The sequence below is a fragment of the Paraburkholderia sp. SARCC-3016 genome (assembly GCF_031119615.1).
Classification (GTDB): domain Bacteria; phylum Pseudomonadota; class Gammaproteobacteria; order Burkholderiales; family Burkholderiaceae; genus Paraburkholderia.
This window is the reverse complement of the sequence record NZ_JAVHZD010000026.1, coordinates 65,836-88,489: the sequence shown is the minus strand read 5'-3', so window position 1 is coordinate 88,489 and position 22,654 is coordinate 65,836. Positions and strand designations below refer to the sequence as shown.

The window sequence follows — 22,654 nt, the reverse complement described above, 5'->3', positions numbered from 1 at the left end:
GCGCGGCAGTCCGCTGCCGCCGTGCCCGGCTCGCCGTATTCATCATCGGCAAAAGGATCCCGACTCATGCATCCCATGCTCAACATTGCGGTCAAGGCCGCCCGCCGCGCCGGACAGATCATCAATCGGGCCTCGCTCGATCTCGATCTGATCCAGGTTTCGAAGAAGCAGCACAATGATTTCGTCACGGAAGTCGACAAAGCGTCCGAAGCGGCGATCATCGAAACGCTGGCCACCGCCTACCCCGATCACGCGATCCTCGCCGAAGAATCGGGCCAATCCGAAAACGAATCCGAGTACCAGTGGATCATCGATCCGCTCGACGGCACGACGAATTTCATCCACGGTTTCCAGTACTACTGCGTGTCGATTGCGCTCGCGCATAAAGGCATCGTCACGCAGGCCGTCGTCTACGATCCGACGCGCAACGATCTTTTCACCGCATCGCGCGGCCGCGGCGCGTATCTGAACGACCGGCGCATCCGCGTCGGCCGGCGCGACCGCCTCGCCGACGGGCTGATCGGCACCGGCTTTCCGTTTCGCGACAAGAACGGCCTCGGCGCCTACACGACGCTGTTCGGCGAAATGACCGAAGCCTGCGCGGGCCTGCGCCGTCCCGGCGCCGCGGCGCTCGATCTCGCGAATGTCGCGGCCGGCCGCATGGACGGTTTCTTCGAGCAGGGCATCAATGCGTGGGACATGGCGGCGGGCAGCCTGCTCGTGACCGAAGCGGGCGGCCTCGTCGGCAACTACACCGGCGACTCCGATTTCCTGCACGTGCACGAAATCGTCGCGGCGAATCCGAAGATCTACGCGCAGATGGTGCCGATCCTGTCGCGCTACAGCCGCACGAGACAGCAGGCGGCGTAACGCCGGTCAACAGAAAGGCGGCTTCGGCCGCCTTGTCGTTTCCGCGCTGACGTTCAGTCGAGTCCATGAAAAAAGGCTTCTACACGATCATCGCCGCGCAATTCGTCTCGTCGCTCGCGGACAATGCGATTCTGATCGCGGCGATCGAGCGGCTCACGATCATCCGTTCGCCGGCCTGGGTCACGCCGCTGCTGCAGATCCTCTTCACGGTGTCGTACGTGCTGCTCGCGCCGTTCGTCGGCGCGTTCGCGGATGCACTGCAAAAGCGCTATGTGATGTTCATCGCAAACGCATTGAAAGCCGCCGGCTGTCTGCTGATGATTTTCAGCGTCCATCCGATGGTCGCGTATGCGGTCGTCGGCCTTGGCGCCGCCGCGTATTCGCCGGCGAAGTACGGCATTCTGACCGAGCTGCTGCCGGCCGAACGGCTCGTCGTGGCGAATGCATGGCTCGAATCGGCTACCGTGCTGTCGACCATCGTCGGCACGGTGATGGGCGGCGCGCTGATCAGCACCTATGCGGCGCGTTTCGTCGCGCATGCGCATCTGCCGTTCATCGACACCGCAGCGAACCTCGCGATGCTCGTCGTCATGCTGACCTACGCGAGCGCGGCGGCGCTCAACGTCGGCATTCCCGACACCGGCGCGCGCTACGAGAACAGGCTGCACGAGCCGGGCAAGCTGGTCGGCGAATTCGTCCGCTGCTTCAACGTGCTGTGGCTCGACCGGCTCGCCCGCATTGCACTCTGGGTCACGACGCTGATGTGGGGCAGCGCGGTTACGCTGCAATTGCTCGTGCTGAAGTGGGCCGACGTGAATCTCGGCCTGTCGCTATCGAAAGGCGCGGTGATTCAGGGCGTCGCCGGCATCGGCATCGCGCTTGGCGCCGCGGCCGCGGCCGCGTGGATTCCGTTGCGCGGATCGCTGCGCGTGCTGCCGGTGGGCATCGTCGCGGGCGTCGTCGCGGTGGCGATGGCGTTCTATAGCAAGGGGCTTTTTCCGCCCGGAGCCGGCTTGCGCGTCGGCTCGATCTTCGCGCCGGTTTACATCATCCTTGCCTATCCGTTGATGATTCTGCTGGGCGCGTTGTCAGGCTTCTTTATCGTGCCGATGAACGCGTTGCTTCAGCATCGCGGCGCGACGCTGCTCTCCGCCGGGCACTCGATCGCCGTACAGAACTTCAACCAGAATCTCGCCGTGCTGCTGATGCTTGGCGCGTACGCGTTGCTGCTGACGGCCGGAATGACGGTGCCGTGGATCATCGCAACGTTCGGCGCTTTCATTACGATGCTGATGTGGCTCGCCATGCGGCATACCGCCGCCAGTGCGAAAAAGGCCGATCTCGGCGCGATGATTCGCGAGTGAAGCGGCGGTGCGGATGAACTGGCCGTCTGGCCAGGGTTCGCACGCGCTGCCGAAGGGTTAAACTCTCGGCCTGAACCGCAACGCATTCAAGACATCAAGGATGGGCATTCAAATCGCAGCCGACGAAGCACCTCGCGCACCCGGAGCGCCTGGGGGCGTTGACGACACCGCGGCCACTGCGACCACCGCGGCGGCCGCCGCTCGCGCGCCGGATGCTGCGCATACGCCGATGATGCAGCAATACCTCCGCATCAAAGGCGAGCACCCGGGCACGCTCGTGTTCTACCGGATGGGCGACTTCTACGAGCTCTTCTTCGACGACGCCGAAAAAGCGGCGCGACTGCTCGACCTCACGCTTACGCAGCGCGGCGCATCGGCCGGCTCGCCGATCAAGATGGCGGGTGTGCCGCATCACGCGGTCGAACAATATCTCGCGAAGCTCGTCAAGCTCGGCGAATCGGTCGCGATCTGCGAGCAGATCGGCGACCCGGCCACGTCGAAGGGGCCGGTCGAGCGCAAAGTCGTGCGCGTCGTCACGCCCGGCACGCTGACCGACGCGGCGCTGCTGTCGGACAAAAGCGATGTCTACCTGATGGCCACCTGCGTCGCGCACAACCGGCGCGGCGTCGCGACGTCGGTCGGCCTCGCGTGGCTCAATCTCGCAAGCGGCGCGCTGCGTCTCGCCGAGATTCCGCCCGATGGCGTCGCAGCGGCGCTCGAACGCATCCGCCCGGCCGAGATTCTCGTCGCCGACGTGTCGACGGCGGACGCCAACGCCTGGACACCGCCCGCAAGCGGCAGCGGCAGTGGCGCGCTCACGCGCGTACCGGGCTGGCATTTCGATATCGCGTCGGGCAAGCAGCGTCTGTGCGATCAGCTCGACGTCGCGAGCCTCGACGGCTTCGGTGCGCAAACGCTGACTTGCGCGTGTGGCGCAGCTGGCGCATTGCTGCTTTACGCGGCAGCTACGCAAGGCCAGCAGCTTCGGCATGTGCGCAGCCTCAAGGTCGAGCTCGAATCGGAATACATCGGTCTCGATCCGGCGACGCGGCGCAACCTCGAACTGACCGAAACGCTGCGCGGCACCGAATCGCCGACGCTCTGTTCATTGCTCGACACCTGCTGCACGACGATGGGCAGCCGCCTGCTGCGGCATTGGATCCATCACCCGCCGCGCGACGCGTCGTATGCGCAGGCGCGTCAGCAGGCGATCGGCGCACTGCTCGATGCATCCGCGCAACTGACCCCCTCGACCAGCATCGATACATTGCGCGGCGCGTTACGGCAGATCTCGGACATCGAACGCATCACCGGGCGCCTCGCGTTGCTGTCGGCGCGGCCGCGCGATCTGTCGAGCCTGCGCGATACGTTTATCGCGCTGCCCGAACTGCGTACGCAACTCGCCGCTGTCGCGCCCAATGCGGATTCGCTCGCGCGCCTCGATGCGTCGCTCGAACCGCCGGCTCAATGCGTCGAGCTGCTGTCGCGCGCGATCGCAGCGGAACCCGCGGCCATGATTCGCGACGGCGGCGTGATTGCGCGCGGCTACGATGCCGAACTCGACGAATTGCGCGATATTTCGGAGAACTGCGGCCAGTACCTGATCGACCTCGAAACGCGCGAACGCGCGCGAACCGGCATCGGCAATCTGCGCGTCGAGTACAACAAGGTGCACGGTTTCTATATTGAAGTGACGCGCGGCCAGACCGACAAGGTGCCCGACGACTATCGCCGCCGCCAGACGCTGAAAAACGCCGAACGCTACATCACGCCCGAGCTGAAAACATTCGAAGACAAGGCGCTATCCGCGCAGGAACGCGCGCTCGCACGCGAGAAGTCGCTCTACGACGCACTGCTGCAAGCGCTGCTGCCGTTTATCACCGACTGCCAGCGCGTCGCCGGCGCGCTCGCCGAACTCGATCTGCTCGTGGCCTTCGCGGAACGCGCCCGCGAGCTCGACTGGGTCGCGCCGTCGTTCACGCCGGCAGGCGGCATCGAGATCGAGCAAGGCCGGCATCCGGTCGTCGAAGCGCAGGTCGAGCAGTTCATCGCCAACGACTGCCAGTTGAGCCCCGAGCGCAAGCTGCTGCTGATCACCGGTCCGAACATGGGCGGCAAGTCGACGTTCATGCGGCAAACCGCGTTGATCGCGCTGATGGCCTATGTGGGCAGCTACGTGCCCGCGCGGCGCGCATCGTTCGGCCCGATCGACCGCATCTTCACGCGCATCGGCGCGGCCGACGATCTCGCCGGCGGCCGCTCGACGTTTATGGTCGAGATGACCGAAGCGGCCGCGATCCTCAACGATGCAACGCCGCAAAGCCTCGTGCTGATGGATGAAATCGGCCGCGGCACGTCGACCTTCGACGGCCTCGCGCTCGCATGGGCGATCGCACGGCATCTGCTCGCGCATAACGGCTGCCATACGCTTTTCGCAACGCACTACTTCGAGCTCACACAACTGCCCGCGGAGTTCCCGCAGGCAGCCAACGTGCATCTGTCGGCGGTCGAGCATGGGCACGGCATCGTGTTCCTGCATGCGGTCAACGAGGGGCCGGCGAACCAGAGCTACGGCTTGCAGGTTGCGCAACTCGCGGGCGTTCCGTCGGCGGTCATTCGCGCGGCGCGCAAACATCTTGCGCATCTCGAACAGCAGTCGGCCGCGCAGCCCGCGCCGCAACTCGATCTGTTCGCGCCGCCGCCGATGGTCGAGGATGCGGACGACGACGCTTACGACGGTTATCGCGACGACCGTCACGGCAATGCCGCGCGCGCACCGGCCGACCCGCTCGCCGATGCGCTTGTCGAGCGCTTGCGCGCGATCGATCCGAACGAGCTGCGTCCGCGCGACGCGCTCGATCTGCTTTACGAGTTACATGAGCTGGCCGCGGCGCCGGACGCGCAGCGCTGAACGCGCATCGGTCCCATGTCCGGCGCGGGCCGCGCAGTCGATGCGGCCCGCGCATGCTGCATCGACCTCGCGGTCGATGCACTCCGCGCTCGCGCCACGGGCGGCATGGCTCGCACGATCCGTACATGCCGCGCGCGTCACGCTGAGCGCGGCCACGCTCGCCTGCGCAGGCTGGCTGCCCGTGAACGCCTACGCCGCCCATGCGACCCACGGCGGCGACACGCGCTACGCGTTCGCGGTCATCGGCAGCACGCTGCAGAGCAACGCCGACGAAGCGCCAACGCAAAGGCTGATCGACGCGATCGGCCGCGATCCGCAAATCGCTTTCATCGTCTATGACGGCAACCTGAGGAGCGGCAGCGAACCGTGCCGCGACTCGCTGTTCGAAGCGCGCGAGGCCTTGCTGCAGGCATCGAAACCGGCGCTCGTCTTTATTCCCGGACAGCACGACTGGGCAGACTGCGGCACAACGGCGGCCGGCAGTTTCGATCCGGTCGAACGTCTCGACCAGTTGCGCCAGACGCTTTTTATCGACGAATCGTCGATGGGCCAGAACCCGCTGCCGCTCACGCGCGAGAGCGAGGTGTCGCGCTTTCGCACGTATCGCGAAAACGTGCGCTGGCAACTCGGCGACACGGTATTCGTCGGGCTCAACGTGCCGAGCCCCAACAACCACTATCTGACCGCGGGCGGCCGTAACGGCGAGTTCGAGGACCGCGTGATCGCGAACGCATTCTGGCTCGATCATGCGGCCGAATTCGCGAAACGGCGCGACGCAAAGGCAGTGGTCGTGTTCGTGCAGGGAGATTTCGATCCGGAGCGCTATGAGCGGCGCGAGCGTTTTGCCTGGCTGCGTTTCGAACACAAGCCGCGCGACGGCTATATGGAGTTCAAGCGCAGCCTCGTGAAGCTTGCCGAATCGTTTCACGGGCCCGTGCTCGTGATTCATCAGGACGACGAGAAATCGCGCGGCGGCTTTACGATCGACCAGCCGTTGCGCAACGACAAGGGCGCGCTCGTCACGAACCTCACGCGCGTGGCCATCGCGCCGCGCAATCGGCTCATGCAGTGGGTCCAGGTCGAGGCTGATTTTGCACGGCGCGTGCCGTTTCGCGTCAGCGTGCGCGACGTGCCGAAAGACATGCCGCTGTTGCCCACGCCGTCGCCGCCGGCGCGCGACGACTACAATCCGCTGCCCGAGCCGATGCCCGCAGTGCCCGAGTTTTCGCCGGCTTCGGAATTGCCGCCGATTCTGCCCGAGCCTCAACCGAAACCGCAACCGCAACCACAGTTGCAACCTCAGTTGCAAAACCCGCCAGCCGCGTTTCCACCGGCACCTGGAACGATCGGGACGCCGCACGGCGCCGCCCAAAGCAAAGGGGACGAAGCGGCCGATGGTATCGGGCGTGCGCCCGGATCGTCCACTTCGTCCCCTTCGCCGGGAACGACTGCGCCAGCAGGTTCAGTGCAGAGTCGGCCCTGACTTCGGTTCGAGATCGTCGTCGTCTTCGTCGTCGTAGACTTCGAGGCCATCGGCGCCATGCGCGTGTTCGTGCTGGATCTCGTCTTCGGTTGCTTCGCGCACTTCCTTGACCGTCAACGCGAAACGCAGCGCCATGCCCGCGAGCGGATGATTGCCGTCGAGCACGACTTTGTCTTCAGCGACATCGGTAACCGTGTAGATCATCGTATCGAGATCTTCATCGCCTTCTTCGGGTGTGCCTTCGAATTGCATGCCGACTTCGAGCGGCTCGGGAAAGCGATCGCGCGGTTCGATCTTCACGAGTTCAGGATCGTATTCACCGAATGCGTCCTGCGGTTCGAGCTGGATCTGCGTCTGAAAGCCGGGCTCGCGCCCGTCCAACTCTTCCTCGATCTTGGGGAACGTGCCATCATAGCCGCCGTGCAGATAGACCATCGGCTCGTCGCTCTCCTCGATCAGATTGCCTTGCGCATCCGATAGCTTGTAGGCGACCGATACGACGGTGTTCTTTGCGATCTTCATTCGTCTCTCCAAGATTACCGCTCTCATTATACGATGCCCAAGCGGCCCAATGCCCAACCGGCGAGCCCAGGTTCAGCCCGGATTCCTTCGCATCAAACGTTCCATCCGCAGGCTTCTGCACGCTTCGCGGCACCCGCGCCGAACGTGCCGGCAGCGCTATTAGGCAACCTCAGCCCCGCGCAATTCATGCGCCGCTACTGGCAGAAAAAACCGCTGTTGATCCGCGGCGCGATACCGGCTCCTGCCTTGCCGCTCGCGCGCGATGAACTGTTCGCGCTCGCCGGTCGCGATGAGGTCGAAAGCCGGCTCATCATGCATGCGCGCAACAAGTGGACACTCGAGCACGGTCCGTTTGCGCGCGACGAACTGCCGTCGTTAAGACAACGCGCATGGACACTGCTCGTGCAGGGCGTCGATCTGCACGACGAACGCGCGCGCATGCTGCTCGACCGCTTTCGCTTCGTTCCCGATGCGCGGCTCGACGACCTGATGATTTCATTCGCGACCGATGGCGGCGGCGTCGGTCCGCACTTCGACTCATACGATGTGTTTTTGCTGCAGGTACATGGCAGGCGTCGGTGGCGCATCGGAGCGCAGCGCGACCTCACGCTCGAGCCCGGCCTGCCGTTGAAAGTTCTACAACACTTTGAACCGGACGCCGAATGGCTGCTGGAACCGGGCGACATGTTGTACCTGCCTCCGCATATTGCACATGACGGTGTCGCAGAAGGCGAATGCATGACCTGTTCGATCGGCTTTCGCGCGCCGACGGCGACCGAACTGACCTCGCAATTCCTTTATCACCTTGCAGAGAAGCTCGTCGAAAGGCCTGCTGAAAGGACCGGCGCAAGGCGGGGCGCAAACGTTTCGGATGAACGCTACCGCGACCCGCAGCAGCCGGCCGTCACGCAGCCCGCGCAACTGCCGGCCGCACTTGTCCAGAAGGTGGGCGCGATCCTTGCTAAAGTCAGATGGAACGACGCGGACGTCGCGTCGTTTCTTGGCACGTATCTTAGCGAGCCTAAACCGAGCGTCGTATTCGATGCACCGCGCCGGCCGCTCGACGAGATGCGTTTCGTGAGGCAAGCGTCTAAAGCCGGTATTCGTCTGGATCGTAAAAGTGTGCTGTTATACGACCGGCGTGCGTACTATTTGAATGGCGAAGAAAATGCGCTTGCAGGGGTTAAAACATGGGTTCCGGAACTCGCCGATAGACGCCGTTTGAGCGGGAAACGCTTTGTAACACTCTCGCGGCATCCGTCGATGACAGCACGACTTCACGAATGGTATTGTGCGGGCTGGATACAGGTAGGCGAACTGGGATAAGATTTCGCCGCTTGATATACCTTTATCATGGGATTTTGTCTGGGAACTACAACGTATTGGCCCCGGATTTGTCGACGGTCGATACGAAAGTGCATATAATTTCCGCCCAAGCCGTACGGGAAAGATTCACGCTCATGAAGTGCGTCTCCACCAGCGGCCCGGGTCGGTGTTAGAGCACATTACCGGTAAATTTGCGCTGTTGCTTACCTTTAACCATAAAAGGACGTGATCATGAAGAAATCCCTCCTCGTAGCATCTCTGTTGGCGGCTATGGCACTTGCTGCATGCAGCAAGAGCGGCGACCAGGCTGCTGCCCCGGCTAGCGACTCGGCTGCTGCATCGGCTCCGGCCGCTGCTGCTTCGGACGCTGGCGCTGCCGCTTCGGATTCGGCTGCTGCCGCTTCGGGCGCTGCTGCTGCTGCGAGCGACGCTGCTGCTTCGGCTTCGACTGCTGCTTCGGACGCAGGCGCTGCCGCTTCGGACGCTTCGGCAGCCGCTCCGGCTTCGGGCGCAAGCCAGTAAGCTGTAGCGAAGGGTCGCCGGAAGGCGACTGTGCGGGCAAGCCGCACGGTTCTGCCGCACAGAAGGCGAATAGTCAAAACGCCACGGATCATCTCCGTGGCGTTTTGCTTTTCAGGGCTGATCGAGCGTGTTTTCGCGCGGCGCTTCAGGCGCTCATCGAACGGCTTGACGCGTCGCGCCATGAACCGCACGCGGCGCATCGACGCGCATTGACAACCGTCACGCCGCACGACTCACGCAACGCACACCGATGCACGCGGCATATTAAACGCCAGGCGTTCGATCGGCGAAGAATTCGCGCACGACGTCGATCTCACGCGTGCGCTTGAACGGCGGCAAGCTCTGCCAGATTCGCCGGCCATACGGTTTGTCGACAAGACGCGTATCGCAGATCATCAGCACGCCGCGATCGGTCTCGGCGCGAATCAGACGCCCTGCACCCTGCTTCAACGTGATCACCGCCTGCGGCAACTGGTGCACGGCAAACGGACTGAGCCCCTTCTTCGTCAACGCATCGAGACGCGCGGACAGCACGGGATCGTCGGGCGGCGCGAACGGCAGCTTGTCGATCACGACCAATGACAGCGCATCGCCGCGCACATCGACGCCTTCCCAGAAGCTCTGGCTGCCGACCAGAATCGCATTGCCATACGCGCGAAAGCGCTCGAGCAGTTCGGTGCGGCTTGCATCGCCCTGCACGAGCAAGGGCATATCCCAGGCGCGCGATTCGATCGTATCGCGCAGCTTCGTCGCGATCCGGTCGACGGCGCGCAGCGTCGTGCATAGCATGAATACGCCGCCGCCCGAAGCTTCGATGGCCGGCAGCGCGGCATCGAATACCGCATCGGTGAATACCGGCGACGATGGCTGCGGCAAATTGCGCGGCACGTACAGCAAGCCTTGTGTTTCGTAATCGAACGGACTCGGCAAGGTCATCGAGCGGCGCGCGTTCAGGCCCATTTGCGCCGCGTAGTGCGTAAAGTCGCCGCGCACCGAGAGCGTCGCCGACGTGAACACCCAGGCGCGCGGCACGCCCGCGCGCTGCTTCGCGAAAATCGGCGCAACCGAGAGCGGCGTCTCGTGCAATTGCACCGTATGCGAAAAGACTTCGATCCACCGCACCTTTTCGTTCGACTCCGCTTCGACGCGTGAGGCTTGCGTGGCTTGCGTGGCTTGCGTGGCTTGCGTGGCATGAGCAGCGCCTTCGCCGGTGCTGGTCGCGCGCGAGTCGCGGCCTGTCCCGGCGTCGCGCGACGAACGTTCGGGCGCTTCGGCGGGCAGCGTGGTCCATCCGGCCAGCAGATCCTGCAATTCCCTCGCACGCCGCAGGCATGCGCCGATCGATTCCGCGCGCTCCGACTGCCCTGCCAACGCATCGGTCAGCGCATCGAGTTCGACCTGCACCGCAGCGAGCGCGGCAAAGAGCGGATGATCGTCGGCCAGCTGACCCACCGACACACGCAGCGAGTCTTCCTTGAACGTCAGCCGCACATCGCGCGCGGCGCGTTCGAGCGCGGCACCGAGCTTGACCCAGTCGACTGCGTCGCGCGCGTTCGAAAGGCCTTCCGCAACCGAATCGCGCGCGAGTTCGAGCAACTGCGCGGTGGACAATGTCTCGCCGAAAAAAAGCGTTGCCGTTTCGGGCAGCTGATGCGCTTCGTCGAAAACGATCGTATTCGCGGTCGGCAACAGTTCCGCCATGCCGGTATCGCGCAGCATGATGTCGGCGAAAAACAGATGGTGATTGACGACGACGAGGTCGGCCTGCTGCGCTTCGCGGCGCGCCTGCATCACGAAGCATTCCTTGTAATGCGGACACTCCTGGCCGAGGCAATTATCGCGGGTCGACGTCACCATCGACCACACCGCGGCCGTTTCCGGCACGCTCGCGAGCTCGGCTTTGTCGCCGGTGCGCGTGATCTTCGCGAAACGCACGATCTCCTGCAAATACGACGTCTCCTGACGCGAAGGCAAGCGGCCATTGTCGGCCGTGCGCTGCAGATAGTAGTGGCACAGATAGTTCGCGCGGCCCTTCAGCATCGCAACGGAGACAGGCACCGCGAGCGCGTCGCGCACGGTCGGGATATCGCGCTGAAACAGCTGGTCCTGCAGATGCTTGGTGCCGGTGGAAACGATGACCTTGCCGCCCCACAGCATCGCCGGCACCAGATACGCATAGGTCTTGCCGGTGCCGGTGCCCGCTTCGACGATGAGCGTGTTTTCGCCGGTGTCTTCGTTTTTCGCGTCGGCGTCGGCGGTCGCCAAGCCGCCGTCCTGCGTACCGCGCTGCTGAGCAGACAGAGCTGATGAGGCTGATGAGGCTGACGAAGCGGACGACTGCAAGCGCCGTGCGGGACGCTGCTGCACGTCGAACATCGCGGGCTCGGGCGTGGCGCGGCCCGACGCTTCGAGCGCCGCCGCCACGGCGCGCGCCATTTCGATTTGCGATGCACGCGACCGATAGCCGTCGATCTGTCTGGCGAGCAGACCGTCGGCGGCGAAGATGTCGTCGAGTTCCGCGGCGCGCCGCGCAGAAAGCGACGACGCCAGTGCGATGCCCGCGGCATTGCGCTCGGCGCGCGCGGCATCTTTGGCAGCCGTGCCAGGCGCTGCGTTGGCGGACGCCTTATTGGCTGCATGAGCGGCTGCATGAGCGGCCCCATCCGGCGTATTGCGGGATGAAGAATCAAGTGGTGCGTTCAAGGCAAGCGGTTCCTGCAAAGTCGGGTGTCAGCGTCGCGAATGCGTGGTCGACCCAGGCGCCTGCCAGGTTCCACGCTCAACCGTGCGCGTCGGGTTCGAGCTGCAATTGCAGCAGGATGATGGTGTCCTTCAGCTTGAGCTTGCGTTTTTTAAGGCGCTGCAACGCCAGGTCGTCGACGCCGGGCTCTTCCGACATCCTGTCGATCAGCCGATCAAGCCCACTATGCTCCGATTCCAGTTGCAGAATGCGGTCGCGAAGTGTTTCTGCGTTGACGTGATGAGCGCGCATGCTCGCCTCCTCTCCAGAATGGGCGAAGCGCGCGGCATCGTGAACGCGGGCGGCGTCGTCCGGCGATAGAGGCGCCGGCGCATCTGCCGAGGTCCACTGTCACACGCGTCCCGCTCGAGGTTGCTGTCCGGCCTGAAACGCGTTACTGCTGTCGCTGCTACGGCTACTGCTTTTGCTGCTGCTGTTGTTGTTGCTGCTGCTCGAACTGCTGTTGCTGCTTGAGTTCATCCTGTTGCTTCTGCTGCGCTTTTTCCGCCGCCTGCTTCTGGCGGGCTTCAACATCTTTCCTGTGCTGCGCGGCGTCGACCTGCTTCTGCTCGAAGCGCTGCTGTTTCTCGGCACGCTCCTGCGCCTTCTGCGCGGCCTGCCGATGCGCCTCGTCGAGCTGACGCTGGAAATCCGCCTGCTTCTGATCGTACGCCTTCTGATTGGCCGCCGCCTGGCTCGGGCTGATGCCGCGCTGCGCCTGATCGATCGCATACTGGCGCTGTTTCTGCTCGTACGCCTGCTCGTTGGCCGCACGCTGCGGCGCTTCGGACTGGCGCTGCGCCTCGTCGAGCGCGTGCTGGCGCTGCTTGTCTTCGAAGGCCTGCTGGTTGCGTGCGTCCTGCGCGGCACGTTGCGGCGCGTTCGCTTCGTCCTGCGCCTGTCTGAGCGCCTGCTGCTGGTCGCGCTGCCGCGCGTGCTCGGCACGCTTTTCGTCGTCGAGCGCAAGCTGCTGGCTGCGAATGTCGGCCTGGATCGCGCGCATCTTGTCGCGCGCCTTGTTCACGCAATGATTGACGAAGAACGTGTCGTAGCAGTTGTGCCGCTCGACCGCGAACTGGTAGTTGTTCTCCGCGCTGCGATCGTCGAGTTCCTTCTGACGCGCGGCAAACGCCTGGTCCGCGGACGATCCCTCGCCCGAAGCGGCCGAAGCCATGGCATCGGTGGCATCGGCGGCATCTGTTGCGTCGGCGCCCTGCGCGGCGTCGCCGCTGCCGGACGTCGTCGCTGACACCGCGGCGCCCGCCCCCGCGAGCGGCCGCTCCTGTGCGTGGCCCGGCAGCGGCATGACAAGCGCCGCGCACAGCGAGCAGGCCGCGATCGCGCGCGCGCCGGAAACGCGCTTGACGGCCGCCGCCGCAAGCGCGGACGAGGCACGAAACCACGAAGCGAAAACCCGCGCGAACGACGGTGACGGGGCGGTCGGCACACGCGCAAAGCGTGGAAAACGGAAGGTGAGCAACGTCGTAGATGGGCAACGGAACATGCCCGAAATTCTAACATCCTGCGCTTGAGCGGCCCGGCATTTATGGCAAAATGCCCCGCTGCTCCATTCGTTGCATTACCGCGTTTTGACCAGTTTCGCCCTGCTCTACCGGCAGTCTCAGCAACCCCGGGCCGCCGCGCGCCGATGGAATCCGACGCAAAATTCCACGGCATGCCGCGAGGCGGCCCCAGATCGATCCGGCACGAACATCAAGCTCTTATGACGGAAACCGTAGCACTCAAGATCGTCCAGCGCATTGCCACCGAACTGTCTGTCCAGACTCGCCAGGTGGCAGCGGCAGTGCAACTCCTCGATGAAGGTTCCACCGTTCCGTTCATCGCCCGATACCGGAAGGAAGTGACCGGCAACCTCGACGACACGCAACTGCGCAATCTCGAAGAACGCCTGCTCTATCTGCGCGAACTCGAGGACCGGCGCGCGGCCATCATCGCGAGCATCGACGAACAGGGCAAGCTCACCGACGAGCTGCGCGCGTCGATCGAAGCCGCCGACAGCAAACAGGTGCTCGAAGACCTTTATCTGCCTTACAAGCCGAAACGCCGCACGCGCGCGCAGATTGCGCGCGAAGCGGGTCTCGAGCCGCTTGCGCAGGCGCTGCTTGCCAATCCGCTGCTCGATCCGCAAAGCGAAGCCGCGCAGTATGTGAACGCCGACAAGGGCGTGGCCGACGTGAAAGCGGCGCTCGACGGCGCACGCGATATCCTGTCCGAACAGTTCGGCGAAACGGCCGAGCTGCTCGGCAAGCTGCGCGATTACCTGTTCAACCAGGGCGTCGTGACGTCGTCGGTGATCGAGGGCAAGGAAGGCGAAGAAGGCGAGAAATTCCGCGACTACTACGACTACGCCGAAACGATCAAAACAGTGCCGTCGCATCGCGCGCTGGCGCTCTTCCGCGGCCGCAACGCGGGCGTGCTGCTCGTCAAGCTCGGTCTTGGCGAAGAGCTCGACGCGCAGGTGCCCCATCCCGGCGAAGCGATGATCGCGCGCCACTTCGGCATCGCGAACCAGGCGCGTCCCGCCGACAAATGGCTCGCCGACGTCTGCCGCTGGTGCTGGCGCGTCAAGGTGCAGCCGCATATCGAAAACGAGTTGCTCACGAACCTGCGCGAAGCAGCCGAGCACGAAGCGATCCGCGTGTTCGCGCGCAATCTGAAGGACCTGCTGCTCGCCGCGCCGGCCGGCCCGAAGGCAGTAATCGGCCTCGATCCGGGCCTGCGGACCGGTGTGAAAGTTGCAGTCGTCGATCGTACGGGCAAGCTGCTCGCGACCGATACGATTTATCCGCATGAGCCGCGCCGCGACTGGGACGGCTCGCTCGCAAAACTCGCGCGCATTGCCGCGCAGACCCAGGCGGAGCTGATCAGCATCGGCAACGGCACCGCGTCGCGCGAAACGGACAAGCTCGCGAGCGAGCTGATCGCGCGCCATCCGGAACTCAAGCTGCAGAAAATCGTCGTGTCCGAGGCAGGCGCATCGGTTTATTCGGCATCCGAACTGGCCGCCAAAGAGTTTCCGGAACTCGATGTGTCGCTGCGTGGCGCGGTATCGATTGCGCGTCGTCTGCAGGACCCGCTCGCCGAACTCGTCAAGATCGAGCCGAAGGCGATCGGCGTCGGCCAGTATCAGCACGATGTGAACCAGCGCGAACTCGCGCGCTCGCTTGACGCGGTTGTCGAAGATTGCGTGAATGCGGTCGGCGTCGATGCGAACACCGCGTCGGTCGCGCTGCTCGCGCGCGTGTCGGGCCTCAATGCTACGCTCGCACGCAATATCGTCGACTATCGCGATGCGAACGGGCCGTTCCCGTCGCGCGAGCATCTGCGCAAGGTGCCGCGCCTCGGCGACAAGACCTTCGAGCAGGCCGCGGGCTTTCTACGCATCAACGGCGGCGAAAACCCGCTCGACCGCTCGTCGGTGCACCCGGAGGCTTATCCGCTCGTCGAGCGGATGCTCGCGAAAATCAGCAAGCACGTTGGCGAAGTGCTCGGCAATCGCGAAGCGCTATCGCGCCTCGTGCCGACCGAATTCGTCGATGAGCGCTTCGGCCTGCCGACCGTGCGCGATATTCTTTCGGAACTCGAAAAACCCGGCCGCGATCCGCGCCCCGAGTTCAAGACCGCGACGTTCCGCGAAGGCGTCGAGAAGATTTCGGATCTGTCGCCGGGCATGGTGCTCGAAGGTGTCGTCACGAACGTCGCGGCGTTCGGCGCGTTTATCGACGTCGGCGTGCATCAGGACGGTCTCGTGCACGTATCGGCGATGTCGACGAAGTTCATCAAGGACCCACACGAGGTCGTGAAAGCCGGCCAGATCGTCAAGGTCAAGGTGCTCGAGGTCGATGTGAAGCGGCAGCGCATTTCGCTGACGATGCGCCTCGACGACGATTTCGCGGCAGCAGGCAGCGGCAGTACGGGCGCACGCGGCGGCAACGCCGGCGCGCACGGCGATCGTGGCGGCGCGGGCCGCTCCGGTGGTGCTGGCTCCGGTGGCTCGGGTGGAAATGCGCGCGGGCCGCACCGTTCGCGCGATCCGGAACCGGTCAACGCGATGGCCGCCGCATTCGCGAAGCTCAAGCAACGCTAGCGTCCGGCGCCGGCGGCAGTCGACAAAAAAGCCCATGCAGGAGAAGTTCTGCATGAGCTTTTGCCTTGATCGACCGTGCGTTCGGGCCGCAGCGCATGCACGGCACGCGCGCGCCCTGCCGCGCCATCGTCAGATCTCGATCTTCGTCCCGAGTTCGACGACGCGATTTGCGGGAATACTAAAGAAGTCGGTCGGCTTGGCGGCATTCTGATGCATCCACGCAAACACTCGCTCGCGCCACACGGACATGCCCGGCAATTGCGTCGGCACCACCGTTTCACGCGCAAGAAAGAATGAAGTGTCCATCAGTTCGAACGTCATGTCGTTCGTACGCCCCACGGCTTCGAGCACGGCCTTCACATCAGGCGTTTCGTTAAAACCATACACGGCTTTCACGAGAAAGAGCCCATCGCCGACATCCTTGACCGTCAACCGGTCCGATTCTTCGACGTACGGAATATCGCGTGTAACGAATGTCAGGAAGATGGTCCGTTCGTGCAGCACCTTGTTGTGCTTGAGGTTATGCAGCAGGCTCACCGGCACGAGCGTCGAATTGCCTGTGAGATAGATCGCGGTGCCCGACACGCGATGCGGCGGATGCGCGAGCAGCCCCTGCACGAACGGCATCAGCGGAATACCGTCGGCTGCCGTGCGTTCCTTGACGATCATCCTGCCTTTGAACCACGTCATCAGCAGGAAGAACAGCAGCGCGCCGATACCAAGCGGCAGCCAGCCGCCATCGGCCACCTTCAGCAGGTTCGCGCCGAAGAAACCGAGGTCGACGATCAGCAGCCCGCTGATGATCAGCGCGACGATCAGCTTGTTCCAGTTCCACACCTTCACCATCACGACGCACGCGAGAATGGTGGTGATCACCATCGTCGCGGTCACGGCGATGCCGTACGCGGCCGCGAGGTTATCGGAGCTCTTGAAGCCGATCACGATGCACAGGATGATGAAGAGCAGCATCCAGTTGACGACCGGCACGTAGATCTGCCCGATCGCCAGTTCCGATGTATGCAAAATCTTCATGCGCGGTACATAGCCGAGCTGGATCGCCTGGCTCGTCAGCGAATAGGCGCCCGAGATCACCGCTTGCGAAGCAATCACGGTCGCAATCGTCGAGAGCACCACGAGCGGCAGCAACGCCCACTCGGGCGCAAGCAGATAGAACGGGTTTTCGATCGCCTTCGGATCGTGCATCAACAGTGCGCCCTGCCCGAAGTAGTTGAGCACGAGCGACGGCATCACGAGCGCATACCAGCCCACGCGGATCGGCTTCGCGCCGAAGTGGCCCATATCCGCATAGAGCGCTTCGGCGCCGGTCAGGACCAGCACGACCGAACCGAGCACCACGTACGCTTGCAGCAAATGCTCGGACATGAACGTCACTGCGTAGTAAGGATTGAGCGCCGCGATCACCTCGGGCGACTGCACGATGTGCAACAGTCCGAGCACCGCGAGCGTGACGAACCACAGCACCATGATCGGCCCGAAGAGCCGCCCTACCGCCGCCGTGCCGTGCCGCTGGATCCAGAACAGCAGGAGCAGGATGATCATCGTCAGCGGCAACACGAGATGCGCGAGCTTCGGCGCGGCGATCTCGAGACCTTCGACTGCAGACATCACCGAAATGGCCGGCGTGATGACGGCGTCGCCGTAGAACATGCATGCGCCAAAGATGCCGAGCATCGTAATGAGCCCTGCCGCCCTGGTGCGCGCATCGAATGAGCGCAGCGCCAGTGCCATCAACGCGAGCACGCCGCCCTCGCCGTTGTTCGACGCGCGCATCACGAACAGCACATATTTGATACTGACGACCACGACGATTGCCCAGAACAGCAGCGAAATCACGCCGAGTATCGAATCCTGAGTAAGGGGAATGCCATGCGAAGGGCTGAACGCTTCTTTCATCGCATACAGCGGGCTCGTGCCGATGTCTCCGAACACGACCCCGATCGCAGCGATCGCGAGCGCGGGCATGGGTTGCCTCGGCGCGTGATGGTTGTCTGTCATAAGCGCGAAAAGAAGCCGTTCCACGGCGGCAAAAATGAGCGGTATTCTAAACCGGGCTCAAATGCCGGCCGTCCGGCATGTTGTGCAAACGCTACGTGGGTCTGGAACGTCCGAAGTTTAGCATCGCACTTTGGCGAAGTCTGCCGCGAGCATCGTCTTTTAAATGTTCCTGTTATGCATTCGTGCATCAATGCCGCGCCGCGCGGTGCTTGCGCCCGATCGCATCGTCAGTGTGCGTGATTCGCGGATACAAAAAACGGAGCCCGTGCTGGGCTCCGCTGCTTTCATTGCGCATGCATGCGATACGTTCCTGAACGACCGTGTTCGTATCTTCGCATCAGGCGGGCGGGGATTTGTCATGCTTCGTGCGGCGTGCCGCGCTTGATCCATGCGCCGAGATTGTGCGGACGCACCGTATCCCACTCTTCGAACGGCTGGTGAATCCACGGGTTCGTCGGCAGATGCTGCACGTGATAGTCGGGCTTGACCTTCGAGCACGCCTTGTACCACAGCACCGCGGAGCGCACCGCCGTGACCGCCGGATAACGGTCTTTCAGATGCTGCTGCACGCGCGCAAGCGTGACGCCGGAATCGACGAGGTCGTCGACGAGCAGCACGTTGCCCGACAGCTCGCCGCGCGTCATGGTGATGTACTGCGCAATATCGAGCTCGCCTTGCTGCGTGCCGGCTGCTTCGCGATACGAACTTGTCGCGAGAATCGCGAGCGGCAGATCGTAGATGCGTGACAGCTGGTCGCCCACACGCAGGCCGCCGCGCGCGAGGCACAAGATCTTGTCGAACTTCCAGCCCGATTCGTGAACCGTGAGCGCAAGCAGTTCGATGAGCCGGTGGTACTCGTCCCAGCCGACCCAAAGGTTCTTGTCATCGTTGCGCGGATCCTTCATCGCGATCATCGGTACACCTTCAACCATCGATTACACCTTGAACGGGTGACGCAGCAGGATCGTTTCGTCGCGGTCAGGGCCCGTCGACACCATGTCGATCGGCACGCCCGCGACTTCCTGCACGCGTGTGAGGTACGCGCGCGCATTGGCCGGCAGCTTGTCCCATTCCCTGATGCCGATCGTGCTTTCCTTCCAGCCCGCGAAGGTCTCGTACACGGGCTCGCAGCGCGCGACTTCGGACGCGCCGCGCGGCAGGATGTCCGAATCCTTGCCGTCGATCTTGTAGCCGATACAGAGGTTCACTTCGTCGAGACCGTCGAGCACGTCGAGCTTCGTGATGCACAGCCCCGACACGCCGTTGATCTGGATCGAGCGGCGCAGCGCGGCCGCATCGAGCCAGCCGGTGCGGCGCGGACGCCCGGTGACCGAGCCGAACTCCTTGCCGACGGTGGCGAGCGTCAGGCCGATCGGCGCCTGGCGCGCGGTATTGTCCGCATCGTACAGCTCGCTCGGAAACGGGCCCGAGCCGACGCGCGTGCAATACGCCTTCGTGATGCCGAGGATGTAGTCGAGCTTCTGCGGACCGACGCCCGCGCCTGCCGATGCCGCACCCGCGACGCAGTTGCTCGACGTAACGAACGGATAGGTGCCGTGGTCGATATCGAGCAGCGTGCCTTGCGCGCCTTCGAACAGCAGGTTATGACCGCCGTGGTTTTCGTCGTAGAGACGGCGGGAAACGTCCGTGACCATCGGCTTCAGACGATCGGCAAAACCGAGCATCGAATCGAGTGTCTGCCGATAGTCGACCGCTGCCGCGCCGAGATACTGCGTGAGCACGAAATTGTGGAAGTCGAGATTTGCGCGCAGACGTTCGGCGAATGCTGGCGGCTCGAACAGGTCCTGCACGCGCAACCCGCGGCGCGCGACCTTGTCTTCGTACGCGGGACCGATGCCGCGACCCGTCGTGCCGATTTTGCCCGCGCCGCTTTTTGCTTCGCGCGCCTGATCGATAGCGACGTGATACGGGAGAATCAGCGTGGCGGCTTCGGAGATGAAAAGACGCTTTTGCACGTCGATACCAGCGGCTTCGAGCTCTTCGATTTCCTTGAAGAGCGCCTCCGGCGACAACACGACGCCATTGCCGATGTAGCACGCGACTTCGGGCCGCATGATGCCCGACGGGATCAGGCGCAAGATGGTTTTCTTGCCGCCGATGATGAGCGTATGGCCGGCATTGTGACCGCCCTGAAAACGGACGACGCCTTGCGCGTGATCCGTCAGCCAGTCGACGATCTTGCCCTTGCCCTCGTCACCCCACTGGGTCCCAACCACCACGACATTGCGCCCGGGGTTCACATTCACTGCGCTGGCAGACATGTTGTTTCTTGAGCTGGTTAAAAACGTATTTTACCTGGGTTCGCAGGGGTTAGCGACCTGGTTCTGGTTTTTTGTCACAAAATTTCCCTTTGCGCTCAAGGGCATGGGCGCACTTCACCGCGCTCGCACGACCCACGCGCCGCCCTCTTCGACGAGCACGCGGTCGAATGCGAATTCGTCGACGCCATGGTCGTGGCCCGGCAGCGCCTGGATCACGACCTCGCCCGCGTCGCGCAGCGCGGCGACACTCGCGCGCAGCGCATCGTCGTGCTGCCACGGCGCGAGAATCGCGCTGCTGCGCGCTTCGACCGGCGAAATGCGCGCCACTTCGCGCAGGTCCAGCGAAAAGCCCGTGGCCGCACGCGCACGACCGTACGCCTGACCGACGTGGTCGTAGCGCCCGCCACGCGCAACCGCGTTCGGCACGCCGTCGACATAGGCGGAGAACATCACGCCGCTGTGGTACGCGTAGCCGCGCAGATCGGCGAGATCGATCATCACTTCCGCGCCTTCGACCTGAGCCGCGAGGAACGTCAGATCGTCGAGCGCACGCGCGATATCGGGCGCATTCGGCAGGCGCGCGCGCGCTTCGTCGATCACGTCCGCTTGACCATAGAGCGTCGGCAACGCGCGCAGCGCGTCGCGCACCACAGGCTTCAGGTTTGCAGTGAGTTCGACGAGGTGCGGCACGTCCTTGCCCGCGAGCGCGCCGTACAGCGCCTCGCCGAGCGCCGCAGCGGCCGGTTCCATGTCGATCAGCGCGGCCAGCACGCCCGCATGGCAGAGGTCGAGCCGCACCTTCGCGAGTCCCGCGAGACGCAGTGCATCGAGCATCAGTTGCTGGATTTCGAGGTCCGCCTCGAGGCCCGCATGACCGTAGATTTCGGCGCCGATCTGGATCTGTTCGCGCGTCGCGTGCAGGCCGCGCGGCCGCGTATGGAGTACGACGCCCGCATAGCAGAGGCGCGTCACGCCCTGACGGTTCAGCAGATGCGCGTCGATGCGCGCGACCTGCGGCGTGATGTCGGCGCGCAAGCCCAGCGTGCGGCCCGACAACTGATCGACGAGCTTGAAGGTACGCAGATTCAGATCGCTGCCGCCGCTCGTCAGCAACGACTCGATATATTCGAGCATCGGCGGCATGACCATTTCATAGCCGTATGCGCGAAAGCGATCGAGCAGGCGCCGGCGCAACTCTTCGATCTTGCGCGCTTCCGACGGCAATACGTCGGCAATGTTCTCGGGAAGTAACCAGGTCGACATCGATAAGTCCTGCGACGTTGTGCAAGGCGCGCTGCGCGCCGAAGAATCAGATCAGGCTCGAGGTGAGATCGAAGCGCGCCGGGCCATGCGCCGCGCGCATCAGGTCGCGAACAGCAGCAGCACGAGGCCGAGCCCCATCACGATCAATCCGCCGATCCGGATATGGTGCGGCGGGCGCTCCGCTATTCTACGAAAGGTATCGCGCCACGCGACCGGAAACACGAAGGGGAACATCCCCTCGATGATCAGCATCAGGGCGATCGCGAGCAATAACGATCCGGCTATGTCCATGCGAATGAGGCTGCCGCGATCCGGTTGCCGCGGCGTTTCCTTTATTGATGATTTTTGCGCGGCGCCGCGGCGTCGTTCGGCGTCGTCTCCCCGCCGTTCGGGCCGCGCATGAAGCGGAAGAAGTCACTGCTCGAATCGACCACGACGACGTCGTTCGGCTTGAAGCTGTTCCGGTAGGCCTGCATGCTCTGATAGAACTGATAGAACTGCGGGTCGCGGCCGTATGCGTCGGCGGCGATCGCCGCGGCCTTGCCGTCGCCGTCGCCCTTGATTTCCTGCGCCTGCTTGTAGGCGTCTGCGAGCAGCGCCTGCTGTTGCTGCGCAGCGGCATCCTTGATCTTGTCGGCTTCGGCCGCGCCCTGCGCACGTTCCTGATTCGCGATCTGTTCGCGCGCCGCGATCATCCGCTTGTAGACGGTATTGGCCATCGAGGCAGGGAAATCGACGCGCGTCAGTTGTACGTCGACCACTTCTACGCCGAGCGACCCGGCCGCTTTCTCCATGCCTGCTCGCGCATCGTCGCCGACTGTCTGCAGCTTCGAAAGCAGGTCCGCGAGGTTGTACTTCGAGAACGCGTCGGTCAGCGCGCCGCGCGAAATCAGCGCGAGGCGGTCCGGCAGGCTCTGCACGTCGCCCTTCGTTTCGGACACGAGCCTGACGGGGTCGGTCACGCGGAACTTGATGACGGGGTTCACGAGCAGATCGGTCTTGTCCGCCGCCGCGTAATGATCTTCGTCAGGCGTGTCGAGCGTCTGGATGCGCGTGTCGACCGGCGTCACCGTTTGCAGCGGCGGCGGCAGCTTCACGTGCAGGCCCGGACCGACGAGCGTCGGCTCGCCGTCGCCGCGCGGCGACAACACGGCCATATGCCGCTGATCGACGGTGAACACCATCGACGATCCGATGAACAGCACGATTACGACTGCAATGACGAGCGCAATGATTCGGTTCATGAT

Annotated in this window: 17 protein-coding genes; 7 read left to right on the top strand and 10 right to left on the bottom strand. The window is 63.9% G+C overall.

The genetic code is table 11. From position 1 onward, the window contains the following. The first annotated feature begins 66 nt into the window (after positions 1–66). The 4 genes from QYH69_RS24745 (at position 67) to QYH69_RS24730 (ending at position 6,628) form a co-directional block, all read left to right on the top strand. Positions 67–870, top strand: coding sequence for an inositol monophosphatase family protein (locus QYH69_RS24745; RefSeq protein ID WP_308834364.1), 804 nt, complete (start codon positions 67–69; stop codon positions 868–870). Between the two features lie 65 nt (positions 871–935). Next, on the top strand, positions 936–2,234 hold the full coding sequence (gene lplT, locus QYH69_RS24740) for a lysophospholipid transporter LplT (RefSeq protein WP_308834363.1): 1,299 nt from the start codon (positions 936–938) through the stop codon (positions 2,232–2,234). Between the two features lie 229 nt (positions 2,235–2,463). Further along, positions 2,464–5,145 (top strand): DNA mismatch repair protein MutS, encoded by a 2,682-nt coding sequence (gene mutS, locus QYH69_RS24735; RefSeq protein WP_308834398.1) that lies wholly within the window; start codon positions 2,464–2,466, stop codon positions 5,143–5,145. A gap of 76 nt (positions 5,146–5,221) precedes the next feature. Further along, positions 5,222–6,628: a hypothetical protein gene (locus QYH69_RS24730; RefSeq protein WP_308834362.1), complete on the top strand. Its 1,407-nt coding sequence runs from the start codon at positions 5,222–5,224 to the stop codon at positions 6,626–6,628. Here QYH69_RS24730 and QYH69_RS24725 read toward each other — a convergent pair. Then, positions 6,608–7,150, bottom strand: a complete 543-nt coding sequence (locus QYH69_RS24725) for a peptidylprolyl isomerase (protein ID WP_308834361.1) — start codon at positions 7,148–7,150, stop codon at positions 6,608–6,610. The two genes, QYH69_RS24730 and QYH69_RS24725, sit on opposite strands and share 21 nt — an antisense overlap. A 33-nt stretch (positions 7,151–7,183) precedes the next feature. Here QYH69_RS24725 and QYH69_RS24720 point away from each other — a divergent pair, with 33 nt between their 5' ends. Both QYH69_RS24720 and QYH69_RS36135 read left to right on the top strand, forming a co-directional pair. Continuing rightward, positions 7,184–8,476, top strand: a complete 1,293-nt coding sequence (locus QYH69_RS24720; RefSeq protein WP_308834360.1) for a cupin domain-containing protein — start codon at positions 7,184–7,186, stop codon at positions 8,474–8,476. A gap of 231 nt (positions 8,477–8,707) precedes the next feature. Continuing rightward, positions 8,708–8,998 (top strand): hypothetical protein, encoded by a 291-nt coding sequence (locus tag QYH69_RS36135; RefSeq protein WP_374992489.1) that lies wholly within the window; start codon positions 8,708–8,710, stop codon positions 8,996–8,998. A 264-nt stretch (positions 8,999–9,262) separates the two neighbouring features. On the opposite strand, the gene QYH69_RS24710 is transcribed toward QYH69_RS36135, so the two are convergent. From QYH69_RS24710 to QYH69_RS24700, 3 genes are all read right to left on the bottom strand, one after another. Then, positions 9,263–11,701, bottom strand: a complete 2,439-nt coding sequence (locus QYH69_RS24710; RefSeq protein ID WP_308834358.1) for an ATP-dependent DNA helicase — start codon at positions 11,699–11,701, stop codon at positions 9,263–9,265. Between the two features lie 76 nt (positions 11,702–11,777). Further along, positions 11,778–11,990, bottom strand: a complete 213-nt coding sequence (locus QYH69_RS24705) for a DUF465 domain-containing protein (RefSeq protein WP_075156804.1) — start codon at positions 11,988–11,990, stop codon at positions 11,778–11,780. 163 nt (positions 11,991–12,153) lie between these two features. Continuing rightward, positions 12,154–12,912, bottom strand: a complete 759-nt coding sequence (locus QYH69_RS24700; RefSeq protein WP_374992494.1) for a colicin transporter — start codon at positions 12,910–12,912, stop codon at positions 12,154–12,156. Positions 12,913–13,461: 549 nt separating this feature from the next. On the opposite strand from QYH69_RS24700, the gene QYH69_RS24695 reads away from it, so the two are divergent. Continuing rightward, entirely contained in the window at positions 13,462–15,846 is a 2,385-nt protein-coding gene (locus tag QYH69_RS24695; protein WP_308834356.1) for a Tex family protein, read from the top strand. 129 nt (positions 15,847–15,975) lie between these two features. Here the strand turns inward: QYH69_RS24695 and QYH69_RS24690 are convergent, their stop codons facing one another. The 6 genes from QYH69_RS24690 to hflC all read right to left on the bottom strand — a co-directional run bounded on the left by QYH69_RS24690 (position 15,976) and on the right by hflC (position 22,651). After that, the gene (locus QYH69_RS24690) at positions 15,976–17,862 is read right to left on the bottom strand and encodes a potassium transporter Kup (protein ID WP_308834355.1); all 1,887 of its coding nucleotides are present in this window, start codon (positions 17,860–17,862) and stop codon (positions 15,976–15,978) included. A gap of 356 nt (positions 17,863–18,218) precedes the next feature. Then, positions 18,219–18,794 carry a phosphoribosyltransferase gene (locus QYH69_RS24685; protein WP_075156802.1) on the bottom strand — a complete coding sequence of 192 codons (576 nt, stop codon included), beginning with the start codon at positions 18,792–18,794 and terminating at the stop codon, positions 18,219–18,221. Positions 18,795–18,797: 3 nt separating this feature from the next. Further along, the gene (locus QYH69_RS24680; RefSeq protein ID WP_308834354.1) at positions 18,798–20,144 is read right to left on the bottom strand and encodes an adenylosuccinate synthase; all 1,347 of its coding nucleotides are present in this window, start codon (positions 20,142–20,144) and stop codon (positions 18,798–18,800) included. A 114-nt stretch (positions 20,145–20,258) separates the two neighbouring features. Further along, positions 20,259–21,407: an ATP phosphoribosyltransferase regulatory subunit gene (locus tag QYH69_RS24675; protein WP_308834353.1), complete on the bottom strand. Its 1,149-nt coding sequence runs from the start codon at positions 21,405–21,407 to the stop codon at positions 20,259–20,261. A gap of 99 nt (positions 21,408–21,506) precedes the next feature. Next, positions 21,507–21,698, bottom strand: a complete 192-nt coding sequence (locus QYH69_RS24670) for a DUF2065 domain-containing protein (protein WP_308834352.1) — start codon at positions 21,696–21,698, stop codon at positions 21,507–21,509. A 41-nt stretch (positions 21,699–21,739) separates the two neighbouring features. After that, positions 21,740–22,651 (bottom strand): protease modulator HflC, encoded by a 912-nt coding sequence (hflC, locus tag QYH69_RS24665; protein WP_308834351.1) that lies wholly within the window; start codon positions 22,649–22,651, stop codon positions 21,740–21,742. Between the last annotated feature and the right edge of the window lie 3 nt (positions 22,652–22,654).